Origin of the sequence: Pseudomonas sp. PAMC 25886, assembly GCF_000242655.1 — a bacterium.
Classification (GTDB): domain Bacteria; phylum Pseudomonadota; class Gammaproteobacteria; order Pseudomonadales; family Pseudomonadaceae; genus Aquipseudomonas.
In genome coordinates, this window is sequence record NZ_AHHC01000058.1 from 1 (window position 1) to 12,566 (window position 12,566).

Genomic DNA, 12,566 nt, shown 5'->3' on the forward strand with positions numbered 1-12,566 from the left:
CCTTGGTAGTCTCAGATACACCGCGGCGTCTGCATCGCAGGCAAGCCAGCTCCCACATTGACCGTGTTCCTCCAGTTCCAGTCAGTTGACCGGCGCGTTTTCGCCTTGGCTGGCGCGGCGTCTTGCGCTCGGTTTGGCGGCCTGTTCCAGCGCCTGCTGGCGCTGTTGCAAGGCTTCCAGCAAACCGAAGTCCTGTGGGAAGTCGTCCACCTGAATCGCGTGATCGCCGTATTCCACGTAGCGCGCCAGCAAGCTGTCGTCGTCCTCGCTGATCAGGTCCAGCGCCCGCGCCTTGACCCGCCACGGAGTAAACGCCGCGCCGGAAATCGGCATCGGTTCGATCAGGCCTTGCTTGATCGCGCCCTTGAGCCGCGCCTCGATCAGCTCCACCTGCGGCAGCAGGCGCAAAGCCAATTCACCATAGGCGAGCTTGTCGATTTCCGGCCGCGGGATATAGGAGTTGCCCAGCAAGCGGTCACGAGTCTCGCCCGGGATCTGCACCAGCTCTGCCACTTGGGCCAGCAGGCGATCCGATGGTTTGCGCTGCGGGATACCGAACGGGAACGTCAGGCCACGCACCACGGCCGAGGCGGTTTTCGACGGGTAGTTATCGAGCACTTCAGCCAGGGCTTCATGAGCACGCAGCAACGCGTCCTGCGCCGCCCAATGCACCAGCGGCAAATCGGCCTGGGGCCGGCCATCATCCTCAAAACGCTTGAGCACGCAGGACAGGATGTACAGCTGGGACAGAATGTCCCCCAGCCGCCCGGTGATACTTTCCTTGCGCTTGAGGGCACCGCCCAGCACGCCCATGGAAATGTCCGAGATCAGGGCCAGCACCACCGACAGCCGATTGGCCTGGCGGTAGTAGGACGCCAGCGCCGGGTCGGTCTTGCCCGGCACGGAAATCAGCCGTCCGCCCGTCAGCGAATGCACCGCTGCACGTACGGTATTGGCCAGCACAAAGCTCAGGTGACCGAACATCGCGCTGTCGAAGTCCACCAGGGCCTTGCGCCGGTCCGTGTTGCGCGCCGCTTCCATCTCGCGGAACACATAGGGATGGCAACGGATCAGGCCCTGGCCGTAGATGATCAGGCAGCGGGTCATGATGTTCGCACCCTCCACCGTGATCGCGATGGGGCTTTGCTGGTAGGCACGGGCGAGGAAGTTGTTGGGGCCCATGCAGATGCCCTTGCCGGCGACGATATCCATGCCGTCGTTGACGATGATGCGTGCCCGCTCGGTGACGTGATATTTGGCAATGGCCGAAATCACCGACGGTTTTTCACCGGCATCCAGTGAAGCCACCGAGACCTTGCGCACCGCGTCGCAGGCATACAGATGCCCCGCCATGCGCGCCAGGGGCGCCTGTACGCCTTCGAACTTGCCGATCGGCAGGCCGAACTGCTTGCGCATTGCCGCATAGGCCGTAGTACCGCGCACGGCCACTTTGCCCAGGCCGACGTTGGCCGATGGCAGGGAAATCGCCCGGCCGGCGGCCAGGCATTCCATCAGCATGCGCCAGCCGTTGCCGACTTGCTCGCGGCCACCGATCACCCATTCCAGCGGGATAAATACGTCCTTGCCGGTGGTCGGGCCGTTCTGGAATACGGCGTTGAGTGGCCAGTGACGCCGGCCGCTGTTTACGCCCGGATGGGACGTGGGGATCAACGCACAGGTGATGCCCAGGGAGCCAGGCTGGCCGAGCAAACCATCCGGGTCTTCGGCGCGGAAGGCCAGGCCGAGCACCGTGGCAATCGGGCCGAGGGTGATGTAGCGCTTGTCCCAGGTCACGCGAAAACCCAGCACTTCCTCGCCTTCATGCTGGCCTTTGCAGACGATGCCCAGGTCCGGAATCGCCCCCGCATCGGAGCCGGCATACGGGCTGGTCAGGGCGAAGCACGGGATGTCTTCGCCACGGGCCAGGCGTGGCAGGTAGTAGTTGCGCTGGGCGTCGGTGCCGTAGTGCAGCAACAGTTCGGCCGGGCCCAGGGAGTTGGGGACCATCACGGAAATCGCCGCCGCCGAGCAACGGGTCGAGAGCTTCATCACCACCTGGGAATGGGCATAGTGGGAGAAGCCTTTGCCGCCGTATTCCTTGGGAATGATCATGCCGAGGAAACCGGCGTCCTTGGTGTACTGCCAGCCTTCGGGGGACATGTCTTGCCAGATCTGGGTGGTTTCCCAGTCGTTGGACATGTCGCACAAGGTCTCGACTTCATTGTCGAGGAACGCCTGTTCTTCAGCGCTGAGGCTCGCCGGCGCCGCTTGCAGCAGGCGTTCCCAGCGCGGTTTGCCGCTGAACAGCTCGGCGTCCCACCACACGGTGCCGGACTCGATCGCGGCGCGCTCGGTGTCGGACATCGCCGGCATGATGCTGCGGAAAAGGCCCAGGGCCTTGCTGGTCAACAGGGCGCGGCGCAGGGGTTTGATCGTCAGCAGCAGCGCGGGCAACAGCACCAGCACCGCTACTACGCCGGCGCCGAAACCGGCGACCACGTTGAACAGGTAACCGACCGCCAACCACACCAGGCCTGCACCCAGCCAGAGGGTGGCAGCGGCTTGTCGATACGCCAGGGCAATCGCTGCTGCGAGTCCCGCCAATAACCAGATAACCATGGGGATACCTCTACTCAATTCAGGGTACGGCCAACGCCCAAGCAGATCGGAATGACCTGTGACGTAAAGCCACACTACAAACTTGAAAAGATAAATTCAAATTTTGTTTTGAAATTTTTATTTAATGCTTGGGCGAAAAAATCAACGGCTGAATGGATCAGCCGGCCGGGTCAGTGGGAAAGGGATCGGAACGGGTCGCGTGGGCGACCCGTCGATGCAATGTCAGTGTGAGACGTGGCAGAAAGATGCGCTGACTGCAGGCTTACACCGACACCCGTCACAACGGTGGATCAGAACTCGTAGGAGATCGCCATGCTAACCACGTCCCCATACGCGTCTGCCTTGCCATCCAGGGTCGCAGCGCCCAGACGGTCCTGGTTGTGGGTTTGCAGCTTGGCTTTTTCCACAAATTGGTGGGAGTAGGAACCGTCGATACCCAACCCCGGAATCGCGCGCACTTTGTAACCAAAGCCCAGGGAAGTGAAGATCCGGTCACCGTCCGGGATACGTGGGTCACGGGTGGAGTTGCGGGTTGGCGTCTGGTCGGTGGCGACACCGGCGCGCAGTGTGAGGTCGTTGGTGAGTTTGTAGTCGCCGCCGAGGGAGACCATCCAGGCGTCCTTGTAGTTGTAAGGAATCGACACAATCTGGTTACCGTCAGACTTCAAGGTCAGCGCCTTGAACGACGACCATTGGGTCCACATGACACTGGCACCCAGGCTGAAACGGTCATTGAACTGGTGGACCCAGTCGATGGTGGCGTTGGCCGGGATATCCAGTTGTGTGGTGGCGTTGGCACCATTGAGCTTAAGGTCCAGACCCGGGTAGGCAAGACCTGGGAGACCGCCTTCAATCAGCGACTGGCTCAAGGGGTCAGCGTAGATATTGTATTTGCCTTCCAGCTTGTTCTTGATCTTGGCGTGGTAGGCCAGGCCCAAGGTATCTTTGTCTGTAGGCTTCCAGGCCAGGCCGCCAAACCAGCCGACAGAGGTATTGTCGACCTTGACGCGCATCAACGAATGGCCGACGCCGGAAGGAAACGGAATGCCGATCGGAGACACGGCCGCCGCGGCATACAGGTCTATGTTCTGACTGACGAAGCCTTTGGTGTGCTGAACAATTGCACCACCACCAATGGAAAACTGATCATTCACCTTGAACGACAGCGCGCCCGTCAGGCCAACCGTTTCAATGCGCGTGTCGACTGCAAAATCTCTTCCAATCCAGTCGGAATCCCATGTAGTACGTGCACCCATGGGCACCACCTGGCTCAGACCAAAGGCGAAGCGATCGCCAATCGGCATCACCGCAAATCCGGTCGGTACCCAAGCCGTGAAGCCGCCCTGCCCGCCTTTGTTGTCATTGGGCGTGCCGATCTGAGTATCCGGGTCAACCAGTTGCGGCGCATTGCCGGCATAGTCCTTTTCGGTTCCTTTGTACTTGACGTTGATCCGCGCATAGTTAACGGTGAGTTCGGCAACGTTGCGATCAATAAAGGCCATGGCCGCCGGGTTGTTGAACGCCGCTGATGGATCGTTCTGAAACAGCGAACCACCCCCGAAGGCACGCCCCCACCCTTGGGCACCATAGGTCGGAGTCGCGAAGCCGCCGGCCTGGACCGACCCTGCCGCTGCCATGAGCCCGCCCAGCAATGCCAGGCTGAGCAACGCTTGAGCCTGTTGTTTCTTATTATTCATGCCCCACTCCTTATTATTTTTCCATCACGGGCGTTAACCCCGATCGGGCTTACCTCGACAGGTGCCTCTGACGAGGCACCTGCTTGTTCCAACGTGTGATCATCACGTCTTGCGCAGAGCGGTACTTATGGCGAAATGACGAATGCTGGGTTCGGCGTTGCAGTCAGCGCGGTAATGGTGCAAGACCCTACTGTCTGTTGTGTCGCAATGCTCAGGAGGTTGGAGCCGTTGTTCCAGGTCACTGCGATTGGCACGGCAGCCGACGCACAACTCGAGACAACCGAGAAGTTCACCGACACGGTACCGGTATAGCTTGGGTTGGCACCGGCGGTCACTTGCAGTTTCCATGGCAGGTTCAGCAGTTTTGGAACACCACACAGAGGGTTGCTGCCCGTGACGGTCGCACTGTTGATCTGAGCGTAGGAACCATCAGCCGCCACTTGCCCGGCGAAAGCAATATTGCAAGTTACAGGCTGCTGCAGCGACGCCGGCGACTTCACGGTAATGCTGCCGGTAGTTCCGAAGGCCGAACCTGCCGGAGCAATGGTATAGGCAGCATTGGCCATCGAGGCTGCGCCGAAGCACAACGCAAACGAACCTACACAAACGAGGGTTTTCAAGCTTTTCATTATTTTTCCTCACATGTTATGGCGAGTCATTTCGCCAGGGGTAATGGCCATGATCGAGAGGTCACGGTGAATCTGCAGAACTTCCCTTTCCAGCCAAATTTCAATTCAATTACCGCTACAACATCCAACTGTTACTCAACCACTTTGAAACTTGGCGGCATCTTGATCGACACCGTCTTGATCTTGCAGTCTTCGCCGATCGGCACATTGACAGCTTCCAACTTGCCGGTGGCGTTATCCCAGGTACCGTCGGCGGTAGAGGGCCCGCATTTGCCGCCCAGGCCAAAGGCGTGCACATCCACGGCAATCTTCGACATCGAGCCGCTCTTGGTGTCTTTGGCCACTAATACCCACGGCAAGTTGATCGCTTCCACCCGGCTGCACTTGAGGCCGCCGTCGAATTCAACTTTGTCGACATTCACCGACGAGCCATCCGCCGCGACCTTGCCGGCGACCTTGATGGTGCAGTCCGCGCTGATCAGCGCGCCCTTGGAAAAGCTGATGGGCCCCTGGGCAGTAAACGCACTGCCGGCGGGTTCGATACGGGCAGCCTGGGCCTGGTGGTAAACAATCAGGCCCAGGGCGGCCAATACAATATGCGTCGTAAACTTGGCAGGGGTTTGCATGGTGTACGTCCTTCCCTTAATTTTATTTTTGTTCGGGTCAAACAAACTTTTTGCAACTAAGGCGTACTCGAAACCGGTTATTCAGGGCGATAAAAACCTGCGCGATACACAGATCCCGAGTACGCCTTACAACTGACTGCTTTACATTAGAAGGGTCTGGCGGTGTTGCTGTACTTCTCCAGATACTTCAAACGCTGTGAAGGTTGAAGATTGGTCAGGGTGATATCCCCGGCATAATGATTAAGTACCCGATGGTCCATGCGTCGTCGCCACAAGTACGGTACATAGGCCCAGACAATCATGCTGGCATAACCGTATGGCAGTTGCGGCGATTCATCAAAGTGACGCAGGGACTGATAACTTCTGGTTGGATTGGCGTGATGGTCGGAATGACGCTGTAGTTGGAACAGAAAGATATTGGTCACAATCCGGTTGCTGTTCCACGAGTGCCGCGGCGAGCAACGCTCATAACGACCGTTGGGCAACTTCTGGCGCTTCAGGCCGTAATGTTCGACGTAGTTCACCACTTCCAGCAGCGAGAAACCGTAGATGCCCTGGATGATCAGGAACGGAATCACGGCCGCCCCCAGCCAGGCAATCATCGCGCCCCACAACACCACGCTGTACATCCACGCGCTGAGTACGGCGTTCTTCCAGTGCCAGGCCGGCAGGCCGAGTTTGCGCAGGCGTTCACGTTCCAGGTTCCACGCCGAGCGGGCGCTGAACCACACCGAGCGTGGCAGGAAGGCCCAGAAGCTCTCCCCCAACCGCGAGCTGGCCGGGTCTTCCGGGGTGGCGACGCGTACGTGGTGGCCCCGGTTGTGTTCGGTGTAGAAGTGCCCGTAGAAGGTCGGCGCCAGGGTGATCTTGGCCAGGACGACTTCCAGCAGGCGCGGCTTGTGCCCCAGCTCATGGGCGGTGTTGATGGCGATACCGGTGGCGGCGCCGGTGGACATCGCCATGCCCAGGTAGGTGAACCAGCTGATCTCACCATGCAGCTGGGTGCGGGCGGTGATGAAGGCGGCGGTTTTCGCCAGCCAGCTCGACGGGTCCAGGGTGGCGGTGGCATTCAACAGGCCGCCGCTGATGATCCAGTCGATGCCGCCTGCCGCCAGCCACCCGGTGATCACCACCGAGGAGATGACGAACAGCACGCCGGTGTAGACGATCCAGCGGTAGTAGCTTTGGGATTCGAGGTTGCTGACGGCGGATTCCGGCGGGTTGCTGACGTCTTCACCCAGCAGGCCGTCGATCAACGGGATCAGGCCGAAGATCACCAGTACGCCGACCCACCACAGTTGTTGCACACCGGTGGTGATGGCCAGGGCGCCGGAAAGCAAGGGGGTTGCCAGGGGCATGATGCCGAGCCACCACAGGTGGCGCTTGCCGTCGGTCCAGACATTCGGGGCAGCCAGGGTCTGATTCATGGCAGCCTCCGCACGAGGCAGGTGGGCAGGGAGCAAAAATCAACACTGAACAGGTACACGGAGCGGTGACAGCTCCGAGAATTCAACCATGCGATAAAAGGCGTTTTTTTCATTATTTTATTCGCTCTTAGGCATTTCAAAAATTATTTCAAATTAGACATTGAAATATTTTTTTAAATAAATAGCGCGGAATCGTTAGGTCGTCAACTAAATTTTTGAACCCTTTTGAACGTGACCGGGCAGTCTGTTTTTCAGCCGTTTGGTCAGGTGTCTAGGGCAAGCATTGACGGGGTCGAACCGCGAGTTCGGTAGCACAATTATTTGCTCGCCAACGCAAACGGCGGATGCAAAACCGTGGCGCTTTCGGGAGGCCGGACGCGCTTGGCCACCTGCTCGACCACCGCTGCGACACGCTCGGTGGCGGTGATTGGCAACATGTGCCCGCGCCCTTCCACCAACTGCAGCTTCAGGCCCGGCACCCGGCTGGCCAGGGCCTGGCCGTGTTTGCGGAAGTCCAGCACCTTGTCCTGCGCGCCATAGATCAGCCCGATCGGCAAGGTCAGCTGCGGGTAGCGCTTGACCATGTCCGGCAGGAAATCGTTGACCAGGTTGATCTCGGTGGAGGCGGCATAGAAGTTATCGGGCCGCATGCCCAGCAGCCCGCCACCGCGGGTGGCAAAGTCTGCCGGGGCCGGGTCGGGGGCGAACACGCCTTTGACGGTCGCCTCCTTGGTCAACATCCCAAGGGGCATGGTCAGGGTGTGCGAGATGAAGCGCCGCAACCATCCGGGACGTATCGCCAACGACATAAACACCAAAGGCAGCATGCGCTGAGGATGGGTGAGCGGCGCCACCAGGATCAATCCGGACACCGCGTGGGGATGGTCCAGTGCCAACGCCAGGGAAATCGCCCCGCCGAGGGAATGTCCCAGCACCAGCGGCTTATCCAGGTCCAGCGTCTTGATAAAGCTGGCGACTTGCCGGGCCTGTCCCGGCAGGTCGGCGGCGGTGCCGGCATGCCGGGTGGAATAACCCGAACCCGGACGATCCAGGGTGATCACCCGAAAGTGCTCACGCAATTGGGCAGACAAGGCATAGGTCAGGTTACGACTGCTGCCCATCAGCCCGTGGATCATCACCAGCGGCGGACCCTTGCCCTCGTCTACATAATGAAAGCGCTCGCCATTGATCTCCAGAAAGCGCCCGTTGATCGGAACAGCAGCTTCTATACGCCGTGTCATCCGGGCACTGAAGGCCCACAACACTACGCTCAGCCCTACACACACACCCGCAGCGACAACCCACTCGACAGCCATAGCTCGGTCCTCTGCATCCCTGCGTTGCTGGCGGCCCGACCGGTATTGGTCAAGACCTCAGCCATCGTCCACCCCTGGACCTTAACTGCGTGCGTAAAGCTCTCGTCCGTCGGATAAGTCGCACTTGAGGAACTGGGTCGTAGCCTAGACGATATTTTCAGGTAGATTATTTAAAATCTTTTTTAAAATAAATAATTCAATTTTTCTTTGCAATGGTGTTCTATCTAAAAAGACAAAACAAAAACAAGGAGCACATCGATGTCGAAACCCGTAAGGCGCCAGCAGCCCACGAGGGACAGCCTATGAATGCCCATGACACCGTCGACATCGCCATCATCGGTTCCGGATTTGCCGGGCTGTGCATGGCGATCAAACTCAAGGAAGCCGGCTTCAGCGACTTCTTTATTGCCGAGCAAGCCGACTCCCTCGGCGGCACCTGGCGGGACAACCACTACCCCGGTTGCGCCTGCGACGTGCAATCCCATGTCTATTCGTTTTCCTTTGCGCCCAACCCGGACTGGACGCGGCAATTTGCGCCCCAGGCGGAGATTCGCGCCTACCTGGAACAGTGCGCACAGCGCTTCGGGCTGGCGCCGTTCCTGCGGTTCGGCATGGGCCTGCAGAAGGCCGTGTTTGATGAGGCGCAACAGCGCTGGAGCCTGAGTTTCAGCAATGGCCGCCAGGTCAGCGCGCGGGTGTTGGTGTCGGGGATGGGCGGCCTGTCGCGCCCGGCGCTGCCGGACATTCCCGGCCTGGACAGCTTCAAGGGCAAACGCTTCCACTCCCAGCAGTGGGACCACGAGTACTCGTTGAAAGGCAAACGCGTGGCGGTGATCGGCACCGGCGCCAGTGCCATTCAGTTCGTGCCGCAGATCGCGCCGCAGGTGGCCCACCTGGACCTGTTCCAACGCACGCCGCCGTGGATCATGCCCAAGCCCGACCGGCCGATTTCACGCCTCGAACGCTGGGCTTTCAAGCACCTGCCCTTCACCCAGCGCCTGGTGCGCGGGGCGTTCTACTGGGCATTGGAAGGTCGCGTGGTGGGCTTTGCCCGGCACCCGGGCCTGATGAAAATGGTGCAGAAAATCGCCCTGCGCCACCTGCACAAACAAGTGGCCCGCCCTTCCCTGCGCGCGACCCTGACGCCCGACTACACCATCGGCTGCAAGCGTGTGCTGATCTCCAACGACTACTACCCGGCGCTGTCGCGCAGCAACGTGCAAGTGGTGACCGACAACGTGCAGCGCATCGAGGCCGACGGAGTGATCACCGCCGACGGCATCAAGCACCCGGCCGACTGCATCATTTTCGGCACCGGCTTCCAGGCCACCGATCCCCTGCCCCGCAACTGCATCATCGGCCGGCATGGCATCGACCTGATGGACACCTGGCAAGACGGCGCCCACGCCTACCTGGGCACCACAGTGCCGGGCTATCCGAACCTGTTCCTGATCGTCGGGCCCAACACCGGGCTGGGGCATAACTCGATGATTCTGATGATCGAGGCCCAGGTCACCTACATCCTCGACGCCCTGCAGCACATGCAGCGCCATCGCATCGCCACGGTCGACGTCAAGCCGACGGTGGAGCTGGCCTACAACGCCAGGCTGCAGGACAAACTCAAGGGCACCATCTGGTCCACCGGCGGCTGCAAGAGCTGGTACCTCGACCCGCGCACCGGCAAGAACACCACGCTGTGGCCCGGCTCGACCTGGCGCTTCAAGCAGGTCACCCGGCATTTTGCCCTCAAGGACTACGTCGCCAGCCTGGCGCCGCTGCCGTCCACACCGCGCCCTGCTGAGGCGCCGCCCCACACCACCCCTGAAGGGAGCCTGTCATGAAGTCATTCAACGGCCGCGTGGCGGCGATTACCGGTGCGGCCTCGGGCATGGGCCGCGCGTTGGCACTGGCGTTGGCGCGTGAAGGCTGCCACTTGGCGCTGGCCGATAAAAACAGCCAGGGCCTGGAGCAGACGGTCGAGTTGATCAAGGCCCAGGTGCTTGCGCCGGTGCTGGTCACCTCGCAGGTGCTGGACGTTTCCGACCGCCAGGCCATGGAGGACTGGGCCGCCCGGTGCGCCATCGACCATGGCCAAATCAATCTGATCTTCAACAATGCCGGGGTGGCCCTGTCGAGCACCGTCGAGGGCGTGGACTACGCCGACCTGGAGTGGATCGTCGGGATCAATTTCTGGGGCGTGGTGTACGGCACCAAAGCCTTTTTGCCGTACCTCAAGGCCAGCGGCGACGGCCACGTGGTCAACACCTCCAGTGTATTCGGCCTGTTCGCCCAGCCGGGCATGAGCGGCTACAACGCCACCAAGTTCGCCGTGCGCGGCTTTACCGAATCCCTGCGCCAGGAACTCGACCTGCAAAAAAGCGGGGTCTCGGCCACTTGCGTGCATCCCGGCGGGATCCGTACCGACATCTGCCGCAGCAGCCGGATCGACGCGAACATGACCGGCTTCCTGATCCACAGCGAACAGCAGGCCCGGGCCGACTTTGAAAAGCTGTTCATCACCGACGCCGACCAGGCCGCCAAGGTCATTCTGCACGGCGTACGCAACAACAAACGCCGCGTGCTGATTGGCCGCGATGCTTACTTTCTGGATCTGCTCGCCCGCTGCCTGCCGGCGGCCTATCAAGCGCTGGTGGTGTTCGCCAGCAAGCGCATGGCGCCCAAGCAACGCAGCGCGCCGTCACCCGTCCTTGAAACCAACGAAGAGCACCGTCTCTGACCTGGAGTACCGATCATGTTGCCGATTCGCCGCGATATTCGTTTTGCCCTGCCGGCCGAACGCATCAAGAACTGGCATGAACAAGGCCCGTTCATCACCCACTTTTTCAACGCGTTGTCGTTGCTGTTTCCCCAGGGGGAACTGTTCTTCATGGACAGCGTGCGCCATTACCGCCAGCGCATCGAAGAGCCGGAACTGAAGAAAGAAATCCAGGGGTTCATCGGCCAGGAGGCCATGCACAGCCGCGAGCACGTGGCCTACAACGACCTGCTGCAAGCCGCCGGGCTGCCGGCGCATACCCTGGATCGCCGACTGAAGATGATCCTCGACGCGCAAAAAAAGTACATGCCCGCCTCGTTCAACCTGGCGGTGACCATTGCCCTGGAGCATTACACCGCGATGCTCGCGGAAATCCTCCTCAGCGACCCGTCGCGGTTTGGTGATTCGGTCAAGGGATACCAACAGATGTGGTACTGGCATGCCCTGGAGGAAACCGAGCACAAGGCCGTGGCGTTTGATGTGTGGAACCGCGTGATCAAGCCCGGGCCCAAGCGGTATTTGCTGCGCACCGGGACCATGCTCGTCACCACGCTGCTCTTCTGGCTGGTAATCTTTGATTTCCACCTGCGCCTGCTGTTTGCCGACCGCCGTTCGGGCGGGCATTTGAAGGGCTTCTGGCGGATGCTCAAGTTTCTCTACGGACCCAAGGGCGTGTTCCCGCGCATGGCGTTGCCCTGGTTGCATTACTTCAAGCCAGGGTTTCATCCCTGGGACCATGACAACCGGGCGCGCCTGGCGGGCATTGACCGATTGGTGGAGGAAATCGAGCAGACCCATAACGGTTATGGGTCCGCGTGAATCCGCTCAGCGTTGGGTCGGGATACGAATCTCGCCGTCCCGGCACTGGCTCTTGACGCTGCGCGGGCAGCCGGCAAACGCCAAGTCCTTGGTCAGGCACACCCGCACCTCGGTCAACACTGCGCCCTTGCAGATCACGGCCATCCCGTGGTTGCCCATGGCCGGGTTGCTCTCGCGAAACAGCCCTTCGATGTCCCGCGCGGCCAGGCCGCCACGGACGTTGAAGGGCTCAAGCTGCTGCGGGATCTTGACCACGCCCAGCGCGGCATCGGTCTTGTCCAGATAGGCTGACGCCTCAAGGCCGCTGCAAGTGCCGTGCTTAGCCCACTCATGCCTGAGCAGCCTGGGCGACGGAAACATCGTCCTGCCCCGGGCGAAGTCGGCATCCGACAACCGCGACTGCGGCTCACACGACGCCGGCCAGCCGCCCTTCGCGTACTGCGGCCACAGGCCATGCAGGACAAACCCGTAGCCCTTGCCCGAACACTGCTGGTCGTCCGGATGCGTCAGGCAGAAGGTCGGCGACCAGGACAACGACAACACATAAAAATCAAACTCCCCCGCCTGCCCCTGCGCCCGCGGTGCTGCCGTGGCGGCGCCCGCCAGCACCAGAAACAACCCCATCCAGGCTGCGTTCCATTTCATCTGTTCATTCCT

10 protein-coding genes are annotated in these 12,566 nt (G+C 60.7%); 3 read left to right on the forward strand and 7 right to left on the reverse strand.

From position 1 onward, the window contains the following. Positions 1-81: 81 nt before the first annotated feature. The 6 genes from MUM_RS0119640 to MUM_RS0119665 all read right to left on the reverse strand — a co-directional run bounded on the left by MUM_RS0119640 (position 82) and on the right by MUM_RS0119665 (position 8,314). Entirely contained in the window at positions 82-2,619 is a 2,538-nt protein-coding gene (locus MUM_RS0119640) for an acyl-CoA dehydrogenase (protein WP_010173192.1), read from the reverse strand. 290 nt (positions 2,620-2,909) lie between these two features. Beyond that, a complete protein-coding gene (locus MUM_RS0119645) occupies positions 2,910-4,316 on the reverse strand; it encodes an outer membrane protein transport protein (RefSeq protein WP_010173194.1) in 1,407 nt (468 codons plus the stop codon). 125 nt (positions 4,317-4,441) lie between these two features. Next, entirely contained in the window at positions 4,442-4,945 is a 504-nt protein-coding gene (praB, locus tag MUM_RS0119650) for an alkane oxidation protein activator PraB (RefSeq protein WP_010173196.1), read from the reverse strand. A 131-nt stretch (positions 4,946-5,076) separates the two neighbouring features. Continuing rightward, the gene (praA, locus tag MUM_RS0119655; protein WP_010173198.1) at positions 5,077-5,571 is read right to left on the reverse strand and encodes an alkane oxidation protein activator PraA; all 495 of its coding nucleotides are present in this window, start codon (positions 5,569-5,571) and stop codon (positions 5,077-5,079) included. A gap of 146 nt (positions 5,572-5,717) precedes the next feature. Next, complete coding sequence (locus tag MUM_RS0119660; RefSeq protein WP_010173199.1) at positions 5,718-6,998, reverse strand: alkane 1-monooxygenase; 1,281 nt, start codon at positions 6,996-6,998, stop codon at positions 5,718-5,720. A gap of 317 nt (positions 6,999-7,315) precedes the next feature. Further along, a complete protein-coding gene (locus MUM_RS0119665; protein WP_029616010.1) occupies positions 7,316-8,314 on the reverse strand; it encodes an alpha/beta fold hydrolase in 999 nt (332 codons plus the stop codon). A 302-nt stretch (positions 8,315-8,616) separates the two neighbouring features. Between MUM_RS0119665 and MUM_RS0119670 the strand changes: the two genes are divergently transcribed. From MUM_RS0119670 to MUM_RS0119680, 3 genes are read left to right on the forward strand one after another with little or no spacing between them, the layout of a single operon-like run. Next, positions 8,617-10,155, forward strand: coding sequence for a flavin-containing monooxygenase (locus tag MUM_RS0119670; protein WP_010173203.1), 1,539 nt, complete (start codon positions 8,617-8,619; stop codon positions 10,153-10,155). Beyond that, positions 10,152-11,051 carry an SDR family NAD(P)-dependent oxidoreductase gene (locus tag MUM_RS0119675; protein WP_010173205.1) on the forward strand — a complete coding sequence of 300 codons (900 nt, stop codon included), beginning with the start codon at positions 10,152-10,154 and terminating at the stop codon, positions 11,049-11,051. Before MUM_RS0119670 ends, MUM_RS0119675 begins: the two co-directional genes overlap by 4 nt. A gap of 15 nt (positions 11,052-11,066) precedes the next feature. Further along, a complete protein-coding gene (locus MUM_RS0119680) occupies positions 11,067-11,909 on the forward strand; it encodes a metal-dependent hydrolase (protein ID WP_010173206.1) in 843 nt (280 codons plus the stop codon). 6 nt (positions 11,910-11,915) lie between these two features. On the opposite strand, the gene MUM_RS0119685 is transcribed toward MUM_RS0119680, so the two are convergent. Beyond that, the gene (locus MUM_RS0119685) at positions 11,916-12,554 is read right to left on the reverse strand and encodes a ribonuclease T2 family protein (protein ID WP_010173208.1); all 639 of its coding nucleotides are present in this window, start codon (positions 12,552-12,554) and stop codon (positions 11,916-11,918) included. Between the last annotated feature and the right edge of the window lie 12 nt (positions 12,555-12,566).